Here is a 21,117-nt window from a genome sequence, read left to right on the forward strand (position 1 = left end):
CACCCAAAGATCATCAGAACTGATAACCTACACCCAGATTGAACCCATCTGAGTCTGACTTACCGCCACGTTTTTCGTAGTCGGCCTTGAACACCACATTCTCGTGCAACCAGTAGTTGATACCCACATTGGTTTGGGTTTCTTTGGTGTCTTGATTGTCACCGGCGTTGTTGTCCCATTCGTTGTAGCGGGCGAAGATACCGAACTGCTCGTTAAAGCGGTAGGACGGTTCTATGTACCAGCCATTTTGCTTGTCGCGGCCCAGGGCTTCGGCTTCAAATCCATCTATGTCCCACTCGGCATAGAGGGCTCTGATACTGAAGTTTTCTAGGTGGTAGATAGCATGCGCCGACCACATCAGGGCCGAGGCGGTGTCTACACTGGCTTCGCCTTGAGTCAGATCCGATTGGTACTGCACCGTCGCGGCCAGCTCCAGGCCGGGAACGGCTGTGTATTTCACCCGGCCGGTATAGGCCAGATCGTCAGCCTTGGCCTCGGAAACCTTTTGGCGACCGCTTCTTGGCTTATAGGCATTTTTACCTGTGGTAGGGACATTCAGACCCGAGGTCACGGCCGCATCGAAGGCCAGTCCGGGAGCCGCCTGGATATTCATTGCCAGACCCGCTTCCCACCAGGTAGCCGGGAGTATGTCTTTCTCAACCGGGTTGCGCTCGACACCATAAAATGCCGGTGGCTCGTGGGTTTCATTGATGATGCCAACCGGCATCAGGAACAGACCCGCCTTGGCAGTCAGGGCTTGGTTGAAGTCGTGCTCTATGTAGGCCTGCTCCAGCTCGACTTCACCATTTTGACCATCACCTGAGATGGAGTGCTCCACTTCCAGCTCGGAGAAGAAACGGGTGTCTTCGGTAAACTCATGGCCGAAGAAGAGCACGAAACGGTGGAAGTCGAACTCTTTCTTATCCTCGCCCAGCTTGTTGTCTATGTTGTTGTAGTGCAGCTCACCATAACCGCCGATAGTGGTGGCGGTTTTTTGCGGCGTGGCATCTACCACCTCGGCGGTCTGTTCAACCCGCTCAGCGGTTTGCTCGACACGCTCGGCAGTTTGTTGCTGACGCTTTTCGGTTTCTGCCAGACGGCGCTCCAGATCCTTGAGGACCTTCTGCTGCTGTTCGATGATTTTGCGCAGCTCCTGAGTCTCGTCCGAGGCGAATGCCTGCGGGCCGCACAGGGCTGTCAGTAGCGCACTGGCAATGAGAGTTTTCTTGATCATCTTGGTTCCCGTTGTGATGTTACTGTTGTTGAAATCGGGCGAATTCTAGCAATTGATTTAATAAATGCAAACGATTTGCATTTATTGTTGTGATCAAAATTAACAAATGTCAGCGTCTGTAAACCGAGTTGTTATTGTTGAGGTTTTGCCTGAAAAACTGGCTTTACAAAGTAAGCTTTTGATCTTTTAAGCAAAGTAGTAAGGCTGTATTTGAGTTATCCAGCAGAGCTTGGAACCATTTTCGGATAAAGTCGCTGAAGTGCGATTGCTTGATTTTTAAACATTTAACCTTGGCTGGAAGTCAAGGCCAACAGATCGGGTGAGTTATTTGTCAAAAGGCGGTTAAACTGATAAACCTTTTTATTCCGGTTAGCCTTGGCTTTGTGAGTGTTCGAACAAGATGTTTCTAGTTGATTATTTTAAAAGAGAAAATAACCAAATAACCATAGGCCGCAAGCAGGCCAGTGATTTTGCCAAGGGAGTAGCAGGGGATTTCAATCCTATCCATGATGAGGATGCCAAGCGTTTTTGCGTTCCAGGCGATCTTCTGTTTGCCCTGGTGTTGAACGATTATGGCCTTAGCCGCCGGATGCTGTTCAAGTTTGAAGGCATGGTCGGTGACGGCGTATGTCTGCATTTTCCTGGTGACCAGGGGGCCGAGCTGGCGATAGAAGATGAGCGCGGCAAACGCTACCTGAATGTCCATCGCGATGGTGAAACGCGCCACTGCGAGCGGCAACTGGAGTCATTTGTCCGCAGTTATGTGGCTTTTTCCGGTCTCAACTTTACCCATGTTTTGGTGCCTTTGATGCGCGAGCATCAGGTCACCATTAATCCGGCGCGGCCCTTGGTTATCTATGAAAGCATGGGTTTTGAACTGGACACCCTGGAGTTTGAGCAGGTTAAACTGGAGCTGATTAACAGCAATCTCAAAGTCGATGGCAAACGCGGCGATGTGACGCTGGATTTCGCGCTTATCAGTGATGATAAACAGGTAGGAACCGGACGTAAGACCTTGGTACTCAGTGGCTTACGTCCTTTCGACGAGGCGGCAGTGGAGGCCATGGTCAGTGAGTATCAGGCGCGCCGCGATGGCAGCTGGAATGGCGGCGGCTCGCAGACAAACGCCTGAATTCAAACTGCGTTGGCTTCTGAGTCCTGTGCCAGCTCACTTTCGACTCGATTACGCCCAAGCTGCTTGGCTTGATAAAGAAGTTTATCCGCAGTATCAGTCAGTTGACTGAAGCTTTGGCAGCCGTCGACGTCCAAAGCCACTCCTTGGCTAACGGTGAGTCTCAGTGGCTCGCCATTTTCCAGGGTGAATATGTGCTCGGCCACGCTTTGCCTAAGGGTTTCGGCAACAGACACAGCGTCATTCAAGCCGGTATTGGGCAGCAATAACATAAACTCTTCACCGCCAACCCGAGCCAGCAGATCATCCTTCCGCAGCAAGGCTTTCATCACCTTGGCCAGTTCGATCAGCACTCGGTCGCCGTTATTGTGGCCATGAGTGTCATTAACCTTTTTGAAACTATCTATGTCGAGCGTGATTAACGCCAGCGGGCCATGTCTGCGCTGGACTTTGGCCGGCAACAACAGTGATTTCAGTCGAAAAAGCAGTGTGCGCCACTTAGGTTGCGACTCCTGGCTTTGCTCCTCTGAAGCTTGATGGTACAGCAACCAACCTGCCAGATAACGGCGGTTATAGAGGCCGGTGAGGCTGTCAGTCTTGGCCAGCAGTCCCCACTTCAAGCGTGAGCGATTGAGCCAGAGAATGATGATAGTGGCCAGTAACAGCAGCAACAGGATGATGCTGCTGATGATATTGAGTTGATTCAGGGTCGTGCGGTTGGTTTCCAACTCCAGTTTTTGCAGTACGTTGTTCCAGTTGAGATCCTGGTTTTCAAATTCGAGACGTTCTAAGTTAAACAGTAACTGCTGGCGATCCAGATTACTGACCAACTCCTTGGAGCTGTATACGGCGAAGCGTTGCTGGTACTGATCCAATACCTCGTAAGCGCGCTTGAAATTACCCAATCCGGCAAAGCCTTCGGCGCTGACCTTTAACAATTCTATCTGGGAGCGTAACAAGGCTTTTTCCTTGGCAAAGCTGATAAGCAGAGGGTCGACATAGACGGCCATTTCGGCGTACTTATGCTTGTTGAGTAACTCTTGGGCCTTGAGCAGTTGAAAGCGGCTGGTATAGAGGGTTGAAGTCTCGCGATATTGCAACTTGTCGGCCAGTTGCAGGTGCTTTGCCATGGAAGACTCATCCCCGGAATCCCGGTACTTTAGCGCCAGTTCTACATTGATGCGAAAGCGATACAGGCCGTATCCCAATACTCTGGCCAGTTCCAGCGCCGCTTGATATCTATCTATGGCTATTTCAACCTGTCCCTGCTGCTCGGCCAACTGAGCCAATTCCAATTGCACCAGCATCTGATTGTAGGACATCCTTCTGTCCTTGAAGAATTTGAATGCTTTCTTAAGCAGTTTTTCCGAGCGCTCAAAGCCGTTGAGGCGCACCAGAAGGTGGCCCATGCCAAAGGAGATCCGCTCCAGCAACTCTTTGTTCTGGCTCTGTTCGGCGGCGTCCAATGACAGCATCAGGCTGGCATAGGATGCATCCAGCTTGCCTTGCTGTTCAAGCGCCTTACTTTTTAGTAGCAGGGCTTCAGCCTGAACCACTTTATCGGCCGAATTTTGCTGACTATCTATTATTTTTTGCAGTTCGCTGATGGCCTGCGTGACCTTGCCGGATTGCAACATCACCTGTACCAGTCTCAGTTCCAGCAGGGTATGTTCGCTGGTTCCCGGAACCGCCAGTTTCAGGCCCTCTTTGGCGGCTTGCTCGGCGGCGGGGATCTCATGCAGCAGCAGAGATACTGTCGCCTTGGTCAGATAAAAACGGGTCAGCAGGGGCTTGGGCAGGTCTTTGAGTTGCCCGCTTTCCATCTCGTACAGTTGAGCCTGCGACCGTTGCGGCAGTGAATAGAGCTGGCTTTCGGCCCCTTTAAGCAAGCGGGAGAATTGCTCTGCGTTGGTCGCCGACAGAGCAGGGCTGGCCAGTATCATTATTATTGCTATCCATGGCAGGCAGAAGCGTTTCTTCATACTTTTAGTGCTCTTTGAACCGAAAATGTCTGATAAAAGTGATATTGGGGAGGGATTATCGCGTTGGCGGCTTGGGTTTGTCTAATTATTCGCGGGTGACTACTTAAGTTTGGGAATTGTCCGATGGAGCCGGAGTGCCCGAAGGAGCTAGGTGATCAACAAATGGCGGAAAGGCGGGTTGTCGTAAAAACAGCGCCGATAACCGCAAATTTTGTTTGGCTATCGGCGCTTGTGGATCAGTTTTCTACTAGCGTTTGATAGGGGCCGTCGTTGGCAGGGCTGTTTTCAGTTTGCTGATCCAGACGGCTTATTTTGACTTCGGCTATCTGGTGCTGATTCATCTCAGTGACTTCAAAGCGCCAGGGCTCTATAGTCAGCACACTGCCTGCTTCCGGGATCCGGCCAAAGCGTGCCAGTAACATGCCCGCGAGGGTCACATACTCGTGATTATGGCTTTCGAGTTCATCGTAGCCCAGGAGCTTCCCTAACTGATGCAGGTTAATGCTGCCGCGAGCGCGCCAACCATCGCCATCGATGCGGATCTCTTCGGCCTCATCTTCCTGGGGCAGTTCGCCGACTATGGCTTCGAGAATGTCGTGGCCGGTGACCAGTCCCAATAGGGCACCGAATTCGTCTGTGACCAACGCCATGTCGGCCTTGGCGCGCTTTAGCTCTTCCAACAAACGGAACACGCTGATGCTTTTCGGCACTATCACCGGCTTGTGGCCGGGGCGCAGACTCTGCAGTGGCCGTTGTTGCTCTATGGCGGCCAGCAACTCCTTGGCACTCACCAGTGCCACGACCTTGTCTATATCGCCGTCACACAGGGGATACTGGCTGAATCTGTCGCCATGCAGTTGTTGTTTTATCTGCTCGGGGCTGTGGCTGAGGTTAACCCAGCTTATTTCGGCTCGCGGCGTCATAATGCTCTTGATGCGGCGCTCCGCCAGAGTCAGCACCTCGCCGACCATGTTGCGCTCGTCTTCAGCAAAGCACTTGCTCAGGGCACGCTCGTCGTTTGGCTGTTCTTCATCTTCGTCAATTTCTTCAAACTGTTTCTTGCCGCCCATCAGCTTGAAAATAGCGTTGGCTGTCCTGTCCCTCAAGGGTTTACGGGCTTCACGTTGTTCGAACCTGCGTTGCCCCAACTGGTTGAAGAACTCGATCATGATGGAGAAACCTATGGCGGCATACAGATAGCCTTTTGGAATATGGAAACCAAAGCCTTCGGCTACCAGGCTGAAACCTATCATCAACAGGAAACTGAGACAGAGCACCACCACGGTTGGGTGGGCATTGACAAAGCGAGTCAGCGGTTTGGAAGCCAGCAACATCACAGTCATGGCTACCACTACGGCTGTCATCATCACCCAGAGTTCATCCACCATGCCGACCGCGGTGATGATGGAGTCGATGGAGAATACCGCATCCAGCACCAGTATCTGGGTCACAACTATGCCAAAGCTGGCATAGGCGACTTTCTGGCCTATTTCCGGCTCTTTGGACTCCAGCCTTTCATGCAGTTCACTGGTGGCCTTGAACAGCAGGAATAGACCACCGGATATCAGGATCAGATCCCGTCCGGAAAAACTGAAATTGGCAAGGCTGAACAAAGGTTGGTTGAGGGTGACCAGCCAGGACACCACGGCCAATAGGCCAAGGCGCATCAATAAGGCCAGCGACAGGCCTATGACCCGGGCTTTGTCTCTTTGATGTTGAGGGAGTTTTTTAACCAGAATGGCAATAAATACCAGGTTGTCTATGCCGAGAACTATCTCGAGGATGATAAGGGTAAAGAGTCCGATCCATATGTGTGGGTCGAGCAAAAGTTCCATAGTGGTGAACCAAGGGCCTCAAAATGGGTTTAACTTGGGCCTATTGCAGCACAACTTGGGCGAAATGCTGAATTAATTTTGGTTAATCCTTTGCCGGTGCTGCAGCGCTTGAATGAGTGTCAAAAAACTGCCTTTGAGTCATAAAATTTACGCATTGATAGTTGCTTAAAAAGTTGATTATAAAGGTTTTATCTTTCCATGGCAGACTTTAGAATTAACCCGGAATAACAAATGGGAAACATCTGTGATGGCAAGAAAAAAACCTCTGTTGCTGCACTCGATATTACTGGGTAGTTTACTGCTTGGCGCTTGCGGCGGTGGTGATGATGAAAGTGGCTCCGGGTCAAGCGGTGATAATCTGCAGCCGCCTGCTGGCGTTAATCAAGCGCCTAAGGGTGACGATATTCAGCTGGCTTATGACAGCTTGCTGCAGAGCATTACGGTCAACTGGCAAGGTTATGTGTCAGATCCCGATGGCGATCCCTTGCAGGCCAGCATTGCCGAGCAGGGCAAGCTGGGGCAGTTCAGTCTCGATGGCGATATGCTGAGCTACAAAGCAGATAAAAATGCCAAGGGCAGCGATCAGGGGCTATTGCAGGTCAGTGATGGCCGTGGTGGCAGCGTCAGCCTCAAGTTGGCAGTTTTTGGCGTGGACGGCCAAAGCCCTCTGGAGCGAGCGCTGGCAAGCGGTGATGCAAGCGGGCTGGACCCGGATACTCTGCTTGAGGCGATTGCCGTGCAGATAATGCAGCGGCGCTCGAATGAGCAAGCTCTGCGGCAAAGGGTATTTGCCGATATGGCGCTGGCTTATGCTCCAGGCAACCGAACTCAATTGTTCAATATCATCGAGCCGGAAATCGCCACACCTCTGCTACGTGCCAACACGGGTCAGGTATTGGCCGTCGCCGGTGAGCAGTATACCGGGCGCTTTGCGGCCTTTGGTACCCATCTGTTTGCCCGTTTCCATGCCGGTGAACTCACCGCCATGGAGCCAGCCAATGATAATCTGCTGGCTTGGTTGCTGAACAGAGCACAAGTGGCAGAATTGCAGCAACCATTGACCGTGTCCTTGAGCTTTCTTGGTGGCCAGGAGAGTGCCAGTCGCAGTTGGCTGCAAGGGCGGTTTCCCAATTGGACCATCAAGAGTTGTAATCAGGTCGCCACTTTGGAAGCCTGTATCGCCGATGCCCAGTTGTTAATCAGTGGCTGGCGCGCGGCCGATACCGATGCCGGGCAGGTAGCCGGCGTCTATTCCCGGGCGCTGGCATCGGGCAAGGCACTCTATTATCAGCACAACTGGTATGAAGCGACCAATGCGGTGGCCGACGCCATTGCCGGAACCATGGGAGTCAGTTTGCCCTATGGCGGTAACTTCTGGGCCAGCGCCGCTGCCGATTGGTCTTCGGCCACGGCCATGGCGGCCGCTTTCCCGCTGCTTGGCAGTGAGCAGCGCCTGACACAACACTTTATTGATGATGACTTCAACTTTGACTGGTCCGGCTGTGAAACCTATGTGGGTAAAGTGAGCTGTGACAAGGTCAACGGCTTTGAGTCTGAGTTTCTTGCAGGTGCCAGAGCGCTTAAAAATTCACTTAATCAACTGGATAGCCGTGGTCAGATGTTGTTCGGCAACGAGGGGCGCAGGCTGCTGAAACTCTTTGTGTTGCTTGGCGATCTTTACCGTGCCGACATAGCTTATCCCATGGATAAGGACACCACGCCGCAAGGGCGTTTTCTGGCGGCCTATCTGGCCGACCACTTGGCGCTGTATTTGAGGGGGAATAATCCAGCGCAGCCGGATTTGGGCAATTTCAGCGATCCTTTGCCGCAAACGCTGACGCTTGAGAACGTCAGCCTGGAAATGGCACTGGGCAAAGAGAGTGGTTATCGCGGCAGCGGTTTTTACTTGTTGCCCGGCCAGAGTGTGCGTCTCGAGCGCAAAGACACACTGCCGCTGACGGTCAAGGCCTTTATCAATACCCAGAGAACCGGCTCAACCCGGGAATTCAATAACCAGGGATACCAGCGCCCCAAATTTTTGCGCTCGGTCGAGCTGACCTTGAAACCCGGGCAACCTCTGACCCTGAGTAGCCCTTATGGCGGGACTTTGATGCTGCAACTGCCGGCCGGTGAGGGCGTGGTGAGTGTTGAAGCGCAAAATGTACTGGCCTATCCCTACCTCAAGGATTTCAACCAAGCGAGTGGTTATTTGACGGCGCTTGAAACCAACCCGCTGAGCTGGGCCGGGCTGCGCACCGACTTTGTCGAAGTTAACTCCCGCAAACATATGATGAAACAGTTCATCTATGCTGAGCCGTACCGCGGCGATGTGGAGCAGGCCCTGAATGATGTTTGGCGCTATATGATCAAGGGGACCTACGATCTGGCCGGCTTCAGTGGTGAAGGACTGGCGCTGGCACCCAGCGTGGCCGCCCGCTGCGCCCTGCTGGGGTGGGATTGCCAAAATGAACAGATCCATGCCAAACCCAAGGTGCAGCACATCAATGTCGATGAGGCGGCACACTGCGGTGGCGGCTGCTCGGGTAACCCCTATGATCAAGCCTGGGTATTGAGTCCCTTCGGCTGGGGCGAGAGTCACGAGATAGGCCACAATCTGCAGCGGAACCGGCTGAAAATCTATGGTGGCCGCTCCGGTGAAGTCTCCAATAATATTTTCCCGCTGTACAAGGGTTGGCAACGCTTTAAAGATAGTGGTGAGCGGATCGCCAGCTGCGATCGCCAGTCGCCTCAAACCACGTTCGAGTGGCTGAAACAGGCGCAAAACAGCAGCGATCCTGTGACCTCTGTCTACGAAAAGCTCTGGAGTCAGACCGGCACTTATGACAACGCCGGGCCCAGGCTGGATTTCTATCTGCAGCTGGCGGCATTGGCCGAAGAGCATGCCGGTTTGGATAACGGCTGGCAGATTTTCACCTTGCTCTATCTGCATGAGCGTCTGTTCAGCCATGCGATTGCCGACGTCGCTCGCTGGGGCGAGATGAGGGATGCACTGGGCATGAGCAGTTATATCTATGCCCCGAACCTGGATGGCAACGACTTTATGCTGCTCAGCCTGTCGAAGTTGCTGCAACTGGATATGCGTCCCTGGTTCGATCTCTGGGGTGTGCGCTATCAGGCCCAGGCCGCCAACCAGGTAGCTGCCTATGGTTACCCGGCCGCCGAAGCCGTGTTTTATCGCCTTTCGAGCCAATGTGCTGAGCTGGCGGTGCCCAAGCTCACTCTGGATGCCAATTGGTAACTGAGAGGAAAGGGCGCTTTAGCGCTCTTTCCCTCTTTTCGGAGGCGTTGCGGTTGGGGCGTGATTCAGCCGCGGCTTTTTCCCCCAAGCACTTTGAAGCATATTAAAAATCAGGCATAGTGCACTTTGGTCATTTGCGCGAGACTCAAGGATGACTGTGAGAACTTTTCTTTCTCGATTAGGATGTTGTAGCCAATGAGTTTGTCTGTTTATCAGTTGAAATCCCGCTTTCAGGGCCTACTGAGGCCACTGGTTACCCGTCTGTATCGGCGCGGCGTCAGCGCCAATCAAGTCACAGTGTTGGCGGCGCTGGGTTCTATACTGCTGGGAACCCTGTTGCTTATCTGGCCTCATCCTTGGCTCTTTGCTCTCATCCCTATTTGGATGCTGAAAAGAATGGCGCTCAATGCCATAGATGGCATGTTGGCCCGTGAGTTTGGGCAGCAATCCCGTCTCGGCGCCTATCTCAATGAGCTCGCCGATATCGTTTCGGATGCGATACTCTATTTGCCTTTCGCCTTGCTCGGTGGTGTGGAACCTGCGCTGGTGATCGCCCTGACCTTACTGGCCGTTGCCAGTGAATACGCCGGGGTGCTCGGCCTGATGGTGGGGGCAGAGCGCCGCTATGATGGCCCCATGGGCAAGAGTGATCGCGCGTTTGTCTTCGGTATTCTGGGGCTGGCTGTCGCCTTGGGTTGGTTGACGCCATTCTGGCTCAATTTGATCCTGTCATTGGTGCTCCTGTTACTCTGTCTGACCATATTCAACCGGGTAAAATCCGGTTTGAAGCAGGCCGAGCGCGCAAGTTAAGTTGGTTATCAAAGGAATGAAATATATGGATAATGCCGCAAGGGTACCCGAGGAACACTTTTTTACTACCCATGATGGATTCCAGCTGTTTTATCGTTTTTGGCCGGCGCTGGAAACCAATGAACAAGAGGAATCCGGGGCCGTGTTGCTGTTCCACCGTGGCCATGAACACGGTGGCAGAATGGCGCACCTGGTGGATGAATTGGCGCTGCCTGAGCAGGCTTTTTTCGCCTGGGATGCCCGTGGTCATGGGCAATCACCGGGCGCCAGAGGCGACAGCCCCTCCTTTGGTACCAGTGTTCGCGACATTCAGACCTTTGTGGAACACATAGAGCGCAAACATGGTTGCAGCCAAGAGCAGCTGTGTGTGGTGGCCCAAAGTGTCGGCGCCGTGCTGGCCAGCACCTGGGTGCATGACTATGCGCCTGCTATTCGCGCGCTGGTGCTGGCGTCGCCGGCCTTCAGCGTCAAGCTCTATGTGCCTTTTGCTATCCCTGGGCTCAAGCTGCTGAGGAGCCTCAAGGGCAACTTTTTCGTCAACAGCTATGTTAAGGCCAAGCTGTTGACCCATGACCCCGCCAGACAATACAGCTTTGAGACTGACCCACTGATCGCCAGACCGATCTCGGTCAATGTGTTGTTGGGACTCTATGATGCCGCCGAAAGGGTGGTGGCTAATGCCCAGGCGATTACTGTACCGACTCAGGTACTGATCTCGGGCGCCGACTATGTGGTTCGGCGCAAGCCGCAGCAGCAGTTTTTTGAGCGCTTGGGTTCCCAGCGTAAAGAATTGCACCTGTTGCCCGGGTTTTATCATGACACCCTGGGAGAGCTGGAGCGGGCCGACCCGATAGCCAGGATCAGACGCTTCCTGCGGGCCAATATCGCCTCGCCGCAGGCGGCAGTGAATTTGTTGCAGCAAGATAAATTCGGCCCGAGCTGCGCCGAGAGTGAATCGCTCGCCGCCCCTCTGCCCGAGGCTTCCTGGCAGGCCAAATACTGGCAAGCCACCCGCGCGGTGATGAAGCTGGGGGAGAAATACTCAGAGGGCATCGCTCTGGGTTTCGAGCGCGGCTTCGACTCGGGCAGTACCCTGGACTATGTCTATCGCAACACCCCCTCCGGCAAGGGGGAGTTTGGCCGTTTTGTCGACAAACAATATCTCAATGCTATTGGCTGGCGCGGCATACGCCAGCGTAAACGCCATATCGAAGAGTTGCTGGCGCAGGCGCTGTCGACGTTGAGAAAGGAAGAAAAGCCGCTGCATTTGATGGATGTGGCCGCCGGACATGGCCGCTATCTGCTGGAGAGCCTGGCGAACAGCGATATCAAGCCCGATTCTGTGCTGCTGCGTGATTACAGTGATATCAATATCCGCGACGGCCGCGCCCTCATCGATGAGCTTGGCCTCAGTGACATAGTGCGCTTTGAAAAGGGCGATGCCTTCGACTTTGATTCGCTGGCGGCGGTCGAGCCCAAGCCAACCCTGGCGGTAGTCTCCGGCCTTTACGAGCTGTTTGGTGACAATGAGATGGTGTCTCGCTCCCTGGCGGGTATTGCCGCGGCGCTGGCGCCAGGAGGTCTGCTTATCTACACGGGCCAGCCTTGGCATCCGCAGCTGGAATTCATCGGCCGGGCCCTGACCAGCCACAGAGACGGTCAGCCTTGGGTGATGCGTCGCCGCAGTCAGCAGGAGATGGATCAACTGACCAAAGCCAACGGTTTTCACAAGTTGACTCAAAGAGTGGATGAGTGGGGCATATTTACCGTGTCTATGGCGCGTAAGGCCGACTGATGCCTGAGCTGCCCGCCCGTCGACGCGAGGTCGGCACCATTCGCCGGGGCCTGCTTTGGCTGGCCTTGTTGGCGCCGTTTTTCTTTGCCAGCTATGGTTTTGCCAATTGGTATGCCTCGCAGCAAAGTGAGGTTCCCAGTCTGGTGTTTTCCTGGGAACATGCCATTCCGCTCTGGCCCTGGACCATAGTGCCTTACTGGTCGATAGATCTTCTCTACGGCCTGGCGTTTCTGCTCCCCTTCAGCCGTAAGGGGATAGACAGACTGGGGCTCAGGCTGCTGAGCGTACAGCTTCTGTGCATCGGCTGTTTTCTCATCTGGCCCCTTAAATTCAGTTTTGAGCGCCCGCCGCTCGACGGCGTTTTTGGTGGTTTGTTCGATCTCCTGATGGGGTTTGATAAGCCTTTCAATCAGGCGCCCTCTTTGCACATCGCGCTCTTGGTGGTGCTCTGGAGTGAATACAGTCAGCGGGCCAGTGGCCCCTGGCGTTATCTGCTCCACGGCTGGTTTGCCTTGATTGGCCTGTCTGTGCTGACGACTTGGCAACATCATTTTATCGACCTGCCCACAGGGCTGGCGGCCGGTCTGTTCTGCCTCTGGCTGTGGCCACGAAATTCGTTCAGCCGCTTGAGTTTGGCGAGGGAACCTTGCAGGCTCAAGCTGGCAGCGGCTTATGGCGTGGGCGTCGTCTTGCTGCTGCTCGCGGCCTTGCTCTGGCCCATGAGTCTCTTTGGCATGCTGCTGTTTTGGCTGGCCTTGGCGCTGGCCATGGTGGCGCTCAATTATCTCCTGTTTGCCGCCGCGGGTTTTCAAAAGAGTGAGTTGGGCCATCCCAGCTTCGCCAGTCGCTGGCTGTTATTACCTTACCGGTTGTTTGCCTGGCTCAATATCCGTTTCTGGACCGCTGGCAAGGTAGCGGCGCAAGAGGTGCTGCCCGGGGTTTGGCTTGGGCGCATGCCCACCATGAGTGAAGCGCAGCAATATGATGCCATATTGGATCTCTGCGCCGAGTTGCCTTTCCCCTATTCGGGCAAGGCTTTGCTGACACCCGCCCGGGGGATGACCGAAGGCAGGCTCAAATGGTATCAGCCCATGCCCATGCTGGATTTATGCTTGCCGGATGAACAGGACTGCCTGGAAGCGGTCAGGCGGCTCGAGTGTTTGCGCACCTCAGGTACTCTACTTGTATGTTGCGCCTTGGGTTATGGCCGTAGCGCCTTGGTATTGGCGGCCTGGTTGCTGCTGAGCGGTCGGGCCGGCAGTGCCCTGGATGCCGCAAAGATGATTGCCACCGTTAGGCCCAAGGTGGTTTTCAAGCCAGAGACTCTGGCTTACCTGGAGCGGCTCAAGTCCGGTTTTTGCCCGCCAGAGGTGCAACATGCCTGAGTCGCAGCAGCGGGATCTGGCAAAATTGGTGGCCACTTTATTGGGCAATGCCGCGCCGCTGCGCTGGTTTAGTGCGGTTTTGATGTTGGCACCTTTGCTGCTTCTCTGGGGCGGCAAGCTTCAGGGATGGCCGGAACTGCTCAGTGCCCTGTTGATGGTGCTTTTAGGACTGGCCGGACAGTATTTCGGCCTCAGAGTGGCGCTGGATGCCAAGCTGTTTGCCGCCCTGGCAGGGGAGCATTCCTGCGAACGTTTGGATCACAGCATGCAGCAGCTCGGCTGGCTCAAAGAAGAGCAGGCCGGTCGCAGCATGCTGCTGCGCGCCCAAGGTGCGCAGGCGCTGCTAAAGCGTCTGTTCCTCTGCTTTGCCGGGCAGGCCGCCGCATTGGTGTTGTTACTCGTCTGGCGCTTTTTCCTGTAAGAGGAGTTTACCCTTATCTATGGATACCCTAATCGGCTGGCTCGCGGGATTGACTGCCTTTGGGATCACCTCGGCGGCCAGGTTGGTCACCGGTGCCCGCGCCCTGTGGCTTGGCTGCCGCGCCAATCACAATCAGCGGCTCTACTTTGCCAATCACAGCAGTCACGGTGACTTTGTGTTGCTGTGGGCATCACTGCCTGCCTTGCTGAGACGCAAGACACGTCCGGTTGCCGGCGCCGAGTATTGGCAAAAGACGGCGCTGAGGCGCTTTATTATTCAGCGGGTATTCAATGCCGTGCTTATTCCAAGAGAGAGCCATGGTGAGGGCAATCCCTTGGCGCCGGTGGAAAAGGCGCTGGCAGAGGGTGACTCGCTGATCTTCTTCCCGGAAGGTACCCGTAATCTGAGCGAGGCGCCATTGTTGCCGTTCAAGAGTGGAATCTATCATCTGGCGCACTCGCGCCCGGATCTGGAACTGATCCCCGTGTGGATTGCCAACCTCAATCGCGCCATGCCCAAGGGGCGTTATCTGCCGTTGCCGCTGCTCTGCACTTTGAGTTTCGGCACGCCTATCAAGCTGCAGCCGCAGGAAACCAAGGTGGCCTTTCTCGAGCGTTTGCGTTTGGCACTATTGGCGATGTCACGGGAGGAAGTATGAACCAGACACTGTGGTTGTTTGCCGGTATAGGCCTGTTGCTGGTGGTAGCGACCCTGATAGGTCGTTTGCTGGCCTGGCGTAAGGGCAACAACGCCGTTATTGCCAATCTCAATGCCAGAATCGATGCCTGGTGGATGATGGTGCTGGCCATAGGTATCGCTTTCCTGTTCGGGCTCTATGGGGTGATATTGCTGTTTGCCCTGGTATCTTTCTATGCGCTCAGGGAGTTTTTAACCCTGACACCGACCCGGGCCAGCGATTATCCTGCCCTGGTCGCCGCCTTCTATTTTGCCTTGCCGGTGCAGTATCTGCTTATTGCCATCCATTGGTACGGCATGTTCAGTATCTTTATTCCCGTGTATCTGTTCCTGCTGATGCCGATTCTGGCAGCACTTGGCGGCGATACTACACGTTACCTTGAGCGTACCGCCAAAGTGCAGTGGGGGCTGATGATAGCCGTCTATTGTGTCTCGTCAGTGCCGGCGCTGATGACCTTGAAGATAGAGGGCTATGAAGGGCGTAACTTGCTGCTGATCGCCTGGCTTATTTTGGTGGTGCAACTCTCCGATGTGCTGCAGTATTGCTGTGGCAAGCTGTTTGGCAAACGCAAGGTGGCACCCAAGCTGTCGCCCTCCAAGACCCTCGAAGGCTTGGTCGGTGGGGTGTTGCTGGCGACGCTGGTGGGTACTTCGCTGTTTTGGATCACCCCATTCACCCCCTGGCAGGCGGCAATCATAGCTTTACTGGTGAACCTGCTCGGCTTTGCCGGGGGACTGGTGATGTCGGCCATCAAGCGTGACCGCGGCGTCAAGGATTGGGGCCATATGATAGAGGGCCACGGCGGCATGCTGGATCGCATGGATTCTGTCTGTTTTGCCGCGCCGGTTTTCTTCCATGTGGTGCGCTATTGGTGGGTGTGACCTTTCTATAAAGTCGAAGACTCATAGCGGATAAATGCGCTTTTTGTTGTTATTTGTCGGCAGTAAGCTGGGGCTATTCCAAAGTGAAGGAGCCCAATGATGAAAATATTGCAAATACTGCCGGCGCAACCCACCTCTGACGGCGATGGGGTCAATATCAGCCGGGTCGCCGATTTTCAGGCTCTGGCGTTGGATCCCTATCTGATGCTGGATGAGATCCGCTCCGACGATGAACGCGATTATCTCGGCGGTTTTCCGCCGCATCCCCACCGCGGTATGGAAACTTTTACCTATATCCGCAAGGGCGGTTTTGAGCACAGGGATCAACTGGGCAATGTCCGCGCCATCCGCGAAGGCAAGGTGCAGTGGATGAGTACCGGCCGCGGCGTGGTCCACTCCGAAATGCCGCTGGCTGATGCCAAAGAGGGGCTGCATGGCTTTCAGATCTGGCTCAATATGCCGGCCAAAGACAAGATGCGGCCGCCCAGGTATCAGGACAGCGCGGCCGATGAACACCCGCAGCTTGAAACTGACGGCGCCAGCCTGAGACTGCTGGCCGGTGATTGGCGTTTCGCCGGTACTGAAGCCAGTGCTCCCTTGACCGGGTTGGCCGGCGATGCGGCGATTGCCGATTTAACGCTGGCGCCTGATGCCCAAGCCGAGTTGGATCTCAGTCATCTGGGGCGACTGGCGCTCTATCTGCACAGTGGTGAATTGCAACTGCCGGATGGCAAACAACTGGCGGCCGGTAATATGTTGCTGCTCGACAGTCGTTATCCTCTCGAGCTGCAAGCCGGTTTCAAGGGCGCGGGCCTGCTCATTCTGGCCGGTAACCCTATTGGTGAGACCGTGGTGCAGATGGGGCCTTTTGTGATGAATACCCAGGCGGAGATCCTGCAGGCCATTCGTGACTACCAAAACGGTGATTTTGGTGAGATCCCATCCGGTTCCGTTTAACTGATAGGCAACAGACGGCTGCTTTACTGCAGCCGTTTGCCATATTGCATCAGCTCTGCAATATCTTGAGTGGCAATCCCAGCATATCATCTCCGCTACCCGCCAGATGCCAGATAACCCCTACCAGGGCCGCCACGGTTAACAGATACCAGATAAGGGAAAACACTTGCCCATACCTGTCCAGCGGCAACAGATGGCTTTGATGACGCTGTTTCCACTCAAACAGAATCTCGGCGCTGCCTATCAGCAACAGGAACCCCAGCAGCGCTAGCCCCAGGCTGTAGCTGATAAATACTCCGATGGCGGCACCGAGAATACAGGCGATAAGGCCGATGGCGCTGTTCATTGAAAAGCTGATGCTCTTGAGAATATGTCCGCCGTCCAGCGGCAGAATTGGCAATAGGTTGAACAGATTGAGTAAGGCGTTGAAGGCCGCCAGACCGGCAAAGAAGGGATTGCCAGTGATCCAGTAGGCCACGAGTGCCGCCAACGACATCAACAGGCCAAAGGTTGGCCCCATGATGGAGATCACCACATCTTGCCAGCGGGTGTTGATCTTCTCATCGGATAAGGCCAGGCCGCCCATAAAGGGAATGAGGTAAATACCTTTGGTTTTCATACCAAAATACTTCATCGCCCGGATATGGCCGTATTCGTGAAACACCAGACAGGCAATAAGGGCCAGGGCAAACTGCAGTGAAAACAGCCAGGAATAAGCGGCAATACTGGCCCCGGCCAGTACGACTTTGATTACCTTGGCACTCTTGAGCAGCTTAAAGCCCAGAGACACCAGCCCCACCAGACTCAGTTTCTGTTGTTTCACCGGCGCTATGTCTGGTGTTTGCCGCTCAATATCTTTGCTATCGCGCCTGCCTTCAATCGTGACTTGCTCATCGATGAGCAAACGATAGCTCAGCTCAAAGGGTTGCCAGTTGAGCTGGGTTTCCAGGCGTACCTTGATGCTGCTGCCATCGGTGCGACTAAGACTGAACTCATGGCTGCCGCTGCCTTGGTCATTGGCGCTGGCGGCTTGTTGCGAGACCAATTGGTTATCCCAAAAGAGTTGTTGCCAACCTGCCATGGAACCTTCCAGCCTCAGAGGCTTCCCTAAGCAATCTATTTTCAGAAGTTGCAAATCTATGACTCCGGTGAGAGAAAACGCGCCGATTATACCCGTGGGCGCCGGGCTTTGTCAGAGATTGTCGAGATAACGCACCATCTCCAGCCCTTGTGGAAAAGTGATAAAGGCTAATTTGGCCACGCAGCAACTGCCGAGCGCGGCGGCGTGCTTTTGTACCAACAGCTTGAGATCTTTGAGTTCGAGCCGAGACTGGCTCGGGCCTATTTGCGGCAATGAAGCCAGTACAGGTTCGTCACAGCGAGTGGCCGGAAGTATGGGATAGCATAAGCCGTCGGAATCTATCAGTTGGTCGCCCTGGCAACTCAGGTGTTGATGTAGGCAGATATACTCCAACCAGTCTCTTTCATTCTCAAGGAACAGGAGTTCGTCTGAATCTGCCGGTTTTAGAATGGCGGGCCAGGTGGGCTGTGTCATAGGATATCCAAGCATAAGCTGTTGCCGATACCATAACACAGTGACTTGGTGTTGCTATGATTTCTTCCCGGTCAGATTGAACCATAACCGTGCGGCTTTGAGCTTAACCGCGATTGCTGTAATCGAAGTGGATTTCTCCATTTTGGTTTTCAATCACGCAGGGGCCGTGTTCCCTTTGAGTGCGCTGCTGGGCCGGGCCTATATGAATTTCCACATTGGAGTAGACATGCTTCAGGGCTTCGACAAAGTAATGGCGATAGTAACCTTCGGTTTCTGCTTTCAGTAGATCGAGTTCGGTTTCTTCCCGCAGCCGCTCATCATCGACACGATGTTTCTCCTGCAGCATCATTTTTACCTGTTCGACCATGGTAGGATCTGTTTGCCATTCACTCTTGGGCGGCAGTTTTCTCAGCCGGGCTTCCATTTCCAGCCCGGCCACTACCAGAACCCTAACACTCTCTTCGAGTTCTTTGAGGTTTTGGCGGTATTCCCCCAAACGCATGGCGCAGAAGAGCTCTGTCTTGGTATCGGCTGTGGCGCCTATGGCAACTGCCTTGATGCCTTTTTCTGCCTTGGCTATTCCGCCCACCAGGTCTCCGCGACGGCCGTTGCCATCGCTGACTATCAGTTTGCCATCGGTGCAACTGTGGCTGTGCAGCAGTTGCTTGGTTACCAGAATATCGCCTTGGCACTGAAGATCGGAATATTGCACAAATTGGGCCGAAATTTGCCCCTTGGCTCTTATTTGGGTCGACAGCTCATTGGTGCGGATCTGCCTGCCTATGATGCCTTTGCTGACAGTGATATCTCCCTCGGCCGTCAGGGATGCCGAGTCGACAAAGCCCATGACTGTGATATCGCCGCTGCTCGTGACTTGCATCCCTTCATGGACGTCGCCACTGATAAGAATACTGCCTTTAAAGTCGACGTTGCCATAGCCCACGTCGACATCTTTTATCTGCAGCACATCATCTACCTGCATGCCATTGCGGATTTCCACCGGCTGACCGGCAACTGTGGCGATAAGCTTATTGCTGTCCTTGGCGCTGAGTTCTGTACCTTTACCTATCACCATCTCCAACTCTTTACCTGGCTTGGCCGGTAGTACTTCACCGAAGACATTGTAGCCAGGGGTACCTTGGGTGGCGGGGATCTTCTCCATTAAAAGATCGCCGCTATTGACCATGATGACGGCGCCCAGGTTGCGCATATCCACAGTGCCATCCTCACGTTCTTGCGGATGCAATAGGCGTTCACGGGCCAGGGGCACTTTGCGGTCCAATTTGGCATGGTTGCCATTTACCGCCGCCTTGCCGCAGGCAATGATGCCTTCTATGGTTTCACCGGGTTTACTCTGCTTCAGGCGTTTGAGCATGGTTTCTATCTTGATTTTCGACAGCCCCATGCAGATCTTATCTTCCTTGAGACGGCGAAGGATATCCGGCAGGGTGATCTCCTTCCCCCCCCAGGCGGCGGTAAGGGTCATTGTGGCTTGCATCTTGTCCTTACTGGGCTGGAGTGATATCTGGCCGTCACGACGCTCGGCTATCTGAAAAAATTGCTCGAATTGGCCATCTTCTTCGGCATAGAGCTTGTTGATCTCTTTGACGGCTTTAACAATTTGACTGTCGAGGGGGTAAAGTTTGGCAAAGTCAGGTAATGCCAGCAGATGACGAATGGCTTCCTCGGTAACGGGACCATGGGTTTTGGGGATGAGCCTCAGCTCGGCAAATTGCATGTTACTGCTGAGTTCAACGAGATCCGGCGCCAGCATATTAGAGTATCCAGGTTAGTTATACCTTTCCTTTGGAGCTTGAACATGTTTGCCACTCGAGTAAGAAACTGTTTGTCCATGGTGCGGGGTGTGCCATGACATAACAGGAAAACAGGGGCTCTTATCGACTGAGTCAACTCCTGTGCGGAACGGTACTATTATTATTTTTCCGACTGCTATTGAGTATAACAACATAAGCTCGCCGAAACGAAGCCTGTCGTTAACATCCCATTAGCAGTTATTCAAAAGATAATAGCCCTGAATACTTATAAAAATCTTTGATCTCTTAGCGAAAAGTTACCAAAAATTTTCGGCGCTACTTTTTGTCACTGGTATTCCGGTAAAGCTTGTATTTGTTGTTTTCGGCGATGACATTCACCTTGCCGAAATGGGCCGCGATTGTATCGCTGTAAGGCAGGTGGCGGTTGGCTACTATCTGCCATACTCCTCGCTCTGTGAGTTTTTTGGTACTGTCGGCGATAAAGCTTTCGGCAATATGGGTAGTTGCCGCCAAACCATCATGAAACGGTGGGTTGGAGATAATGGCATCGAACTCGCCCTGAGTGGCGCTCAAGCCATCTGATGGATAGACTTTGGCGCTAAGGCCATTGGCCTTAAGGGTCAGCTCACAGGACAGCAGCGCCATGGCATTGATGTCGACACATTCAAGGCTCAGCTCCGGCTGGGCCTTGAGCAGGGCGGCCGCAATCACTCCGGCGCCGCAGCCAAAGTCCAATACCCGGCCCTTAAGCTTAGGCAGATGAGACAGCAACAGCTCAGTACCCAGATCCAGCCGTTTTTCACTGAATACTCCGGCCATATTGCAGATTTGCACATCCCCTTGGGGAGTAGGCAAGCTGTAGTGGCTGACATAGGTCTCAATATCCAGCGCAGTTGGGCTGGTGATGGCCTCGGCGGCAAACAATAGGCAGTGACGGGCGTTGTCCAGTTTGGCAGCATTGCTGAACCAGCGACTTTGCTGCTTGGCAAACGACTTTATCCCGCCTTTGTTTTCCCCTATGACCAGAAGTTGGCCTCCCGGTTGCAGGTGCAGCGCCGCCAGCTCCAGCAGATAAGCGAGCAGCGGCTTGGCCTTGGGGTAGTAGACAACAACGGTCTCGAACCTGTCTGTATGGGGCAATTGGTGGCCAAAGTAGCAATGAAGCGAGGCTGTGGCTTGCGATTTAAGCTGTTGGAAGTGATTGAAGTCCAGCGCCAGGGCATCGACTCTGGGGCACAGCTTCAAAAGCTCTCTGGCGCAGCTATCGCTTTCATGGTTGAGCAGCAGCAGGCTTTGGCCTTCAAATAGCGCACTGTTGCGCAGCAGTAATTGCGATGGCGGTGTCAGCAACATAGGAGAACTTCCAAGGATAAAATCTGCCGCGCATTATAGCCAATCA

General features: G+C 54.1%; 16 protein-coding genes. 9 read left to right on the forward strand and 7 right to left on the reverse strand.

Annotated features, from left to right (window positions below; genetic code table 11):
- Window positions 1-13: 13 nt before the first annotated feature.
- Window positions 14-1,234: a porin gene (locus RC73_RS07970; RefSeq protein WP_039034144.1), complete on the reverse strand. Its 1,221-nt coding sequence runs from the start codon at window positions 1,232-1,234 to the stop codon at window positions 14-16.
- Window positions 1,235-1,634: 400 nt separating this feature from the next.
- On the opposite strand from RC73_RS07970, the gene RC73_RS07975 reads away from it, so the two are divergent.
- The gene (locus RC73_RS07975) at window positions 1,635-2,366 is read left to right on the forward strand and encodes a DUF3581 domain-containing protein (protein WP_052248069.1); all 732 of its coding nucleotides are present in this window, start codon (window positions 1,635-1,637) and stop codon (window positions 2,364-2,366) included.
- A gap of 2 nt (window positions 2,367-2,368) precedes the next feature.
- On the opposite strand, the gene RC73_RS07980 is transcribed toward RC73_RS07975, so the two are convergent.
- Both RC73_RS07980 and RC73_RS07985 read right to left on the reverse strand, forming a co-directional pair.
- A complete protein-coding gene (locus tag RC73_RS07980; RefSeq protein ID WP_052248070.1) occupies window positions 2,369-4,309 on the reverse strand; it encodes a GGDEF domain-containing protein in 1,941 nt (646 codons plus the stop codon).
- Window positions 4,310-4,584: 275 nt separating this feature from the next.
- On the reverse strand, window positions 4,585-6,183 hold the full coding sequence (locus RC73_RS07985) for a TerC family protein (protein WP_052248071.1): 1,599 nt from the start codon (window positions 6,181-6,183) through the stop codon (window positions 4,585-4,587).
- Window positions 6,184-6,430: 247 nt separating this feature from the next.
- Here RC73_RS07985 and RC73_RS07990 point away from each other — a divergent pair, with 247 nt between their 5' ends.
- The 8 genes from RC73_RS07990 to RC73_RS08025 all read left to right on the forward strand — a co-directional run bounded on the left by RC73_RS07990 (window position 6,431) and on the right by RC73_RS08025 (window position 16,388).
- Window positions 6,431-9,442: an ImpA family metalloprotease gene (locus RC73_RS07990; protein WP_039034145.1), complete on the forward strand. Its 3,012-nt coding sequence runs from the start codon at window positions 6,431-6,433 to the stop codon at window positions 9,440-9,442.
- A 195-nt stretch (window positions 9,443-9,637) separates the two neighbouring features.
- Window positions 9,638-10,252 (forward strand): CDP-alcohol phosphatidyltransferase family protein, encoded by a 615-nt coding sequence (locus RC73_RS07995; RefSeq protein WP_039034146.1) that lies wholly within the window; start codon window positions 9,638-9,640, stop codon window positions 10,250-10,252.
- A gap of 25 nt (window positions 10,253-10,277) precedes the next feature.
- Entirely contained in the window at window positions 10,278-12,047 is a 1,770-nt protein-coding gene (locus tag RC73_RS08000; protein WP_039034147.1) for a bifunctional alpha/beta hydrolase/class I SAM-dependent methyltransferase, read from the forward strand.
- Window positions 12,047-13,432: a phosphatase PAP2/dual specificity phosphatase family protein gene (locus RC73_RS08005; protein WP_039034148.1), complete on the forward strand. Its 1,386-nt coding sequence runs from the start codon at window positions 12,047-12,049 to the stop codon at window positions 13,430-13,432. Before RC73_RS08000 ends, RC73_RS08005 begins: the two co-directional genes overlap by 1 nt.
- Window positions 13,425-13,853 carry a hypothetical protein gene (locus RC73_RS19845; RefSeq protein WP_052248072.1) on the forward strand — a complete coding sequence of 143 codons (429 nt, stop codon included), beginning with the start codon at window positions 13,425-13,427 and terminating at the stop codon, window positions 13,851-13,853. Before RC73_RS08005 ends, RC73_RS19845 begins: the two co-directional genes overlap by 8 nt.
- A 19-nt stretch (window positions 13,854-13,872) precedes the next feature.
- Window positions 13,873-14,511, forward strand: coding sequence for a lysophospholipid acyltransferase family protein (locus RC73_RS08015; protein ID WP_025889733.1), 639 nt, complete (start codon window positions 13,873-13,875; stop codon window positions 14,509-14,511).
- A complete protein-coding gene (locus RC73_RS08020) occupies window positions 14,508-15,431 on the forward strand; it encodes a phosphatidate cytidylyltransferase (RefSeq protein WP_025008904.1) in 924 nt (307 codons plus the stop codon). The genes RC73_RS08015 and RC73_RS08020 overlap by 4 nt, the downstream gene beginning before the upstream one ends.
- A gap of 99 nt (window positions 15,432-15,530) precedes the next feature.
- Entirely contained in the window at window positions 15,531-16,388 is an 858-nt protein-coding gene (locus RC73_RS08025; protein WP_039034149.1) for a pirin family protein, read from the forward strand.
- A 49-nt stretch (window positions 16,389-16,437) separates the two neighbouring features.
- Here the strand turns inward: RC73_RS08025 and RC73_RS08030 are convergent, their stop codons facing one another.
- The 4 genes from RC73_RS08030 to RC73_RS08045 form a co-directional block, all read right to left on the reverse strand.
- The gene (locus RC73_RS08030; RefSeq protein ID WP_222116194.1) at window positions 16,438-17,469 is read right to left on the reverse strand and encodes a site-2 protease family protein; all 1,032 of its coding nucleotides are present in this window, start codon (window positions 17,467-17,469) and stop codon (window positions 16,438-16,440) included.
- 111 nt (window positions 17,470-17,580) lie between these two features.
- Complete coding sequence (locus tag RC73_RS08035; protein ID WP_052248073.1) at window positions 17,581-17,943, reverse strand: DUF4144 family protein; 363 nt, start codon at window positions 17,941-17,943, stop codon at window positions 17,581-17,583.
- 103 nt (window positions 17,944-18,046) lie between these two features.
- A complete protein-coding gene (locus RC73_RS08040; protein ID WP_039034152.1) occupies window positions 18,047-19,717 on the reverse strand; it encodes a DUF342 domain-containing protein in 1,671 nt (556 codons plus the stop codon).
- Window positions 19,718-20,033: 316 nt separating this feature from the next.
- Window positions 20,034-21,068, reverse strand: a complete 1,035-nt coding sequence (locus RC73_RS08045) for a class I SAM-dependent methyltransferase (protein WP_039034181.1) — start codon at window positions 21,066-21,068, stop codon at window positions 20,034-20,036.
- Between the last annotated feature and the right edge of the window lie 49 nt (window positions 21,069-21,117).

The sequence above is a fragment of the Shewanella sp. ECSMB14102 genome (assembly GCF_000813075.1).
GTDB lineage: Bacteria > Pseudomonadota > Gammaproteobacteria > Enterobacterales > Shewanellaceae > Shewanella > Shewanella indica.

What these genes read in the sequence shown, in the direction of transcription:
- RC73_RS08000 (WP_039034147.1), top strand. Translation starts at nt 10,278, where the DNA reads ATGGATAATGCCGCAAGGGTACCCGAGGAACACTTTTTTACTACCCAT.
- RC73_RS08035 (WP_052248073.1), bottom strand. Translation starts at nt 17,943, where the DNA reads ATGACACAGCCCACCTGGCCCGCCATTCTAAAACCGGCAGATTCAGAC.
- RC73_RS08040 (WP_039034152.1), bottom strand. Translation starts at nt 19,717, where the DNA reads ATGCTGGCGCCGGATCTCGTTGAACTCAGCAGTAACATGCAATTTGCC.
- RC73_RS19845 (WP_052248072.1), top strand. Translation starts at nt 13,425, where the DNA reads ATGCCTGAGTCGCAGCAGCGGGATCTGGCAAAATTGGTGGCCACTTTA.
- RC73_RS08015 (WP_025889733.1), top strand. Translation starts at nt 13,873, where the DNA reads ATGGATACCCTAATCGGCTGGCTCGCGGGATTGACTGCCTTTGGGATC.
- RC73_RS07990 (WP_039034145.1), top strand. Translation starts at nt 6,431, where the DNA reads ATGGCAAGAAAAAAACCTCTGTTGCTGCACTCGATATTACTGGGTAGT.
- RC73_RS08030 (WP_222116194.1), bottom strand. Translation starts at nt 17,469, where the DNA reads ATGGCAGGTTGGCAACAACTCTTTTGGGATAACCAATTGGTCTCGCAA.
- RC73_RS08025 (WP_039034149.1), top strand. Translation starts at nt 15,531, where the DNA reads ATGAAAATATTGCAAATACTGCCGGCGCAACCCACCTCTGACGGCGAT.
- RC73_RS07985 (WP_052248071.1), bottom strand. Translation starts at nt 6,183, where the DNA reads ATGGAACTTTTGCTCGACCCACACATATGGATCGGACTCTTTACCCTT.
- RC73_RS07980 (WP_052248070.1), bottom strand. Translation starts at nt 4,309, where the DNA reads ATGATACTGGCCAGCCCTGCTCTGTCGGCGACCAACGCAGAGCAATTC.
- RC73_RS08005 (WP_039034148.1), top strand. Translation starts at nt 12,047, where the DNA reads ATGCCTGAGCTGCCCGCCCGTCGACGCGAGGTCGGCACCATTCGCCGG.
- RC73_RS07995 (WP_039034146.1), top strand. Translation starts at nt 9,638, where the DNA reads ATGAGTTTGTCTGTTTATCAGTTGAAATCCCGCTTTCAGGGCCTACTG.
- RC73_RS08020 (WP_025008904.1), top strand. Translation starts at nt 14,508, where the DNA reads ATGAACCAGACACTGTGGTTGTTTGCCGGTATAGGCCTGTTGCTGGTG.
- RC73_RS07975 (WP_052248069.1), top strand. Translation starts at nt 1,635, where the DNA reads ATGTTTCTAGTTGATTATTTTAAAAGAGAAAATAACCAAATAACCATA.
- RC73_RS07970 (WP_039034144.1), bottom strand. Translation starts at nt 1,234, where the DNA reads ATGATCAAGAAAACTCTCATTGCCAGTGCGCTACTGACAGCCCTGTGC.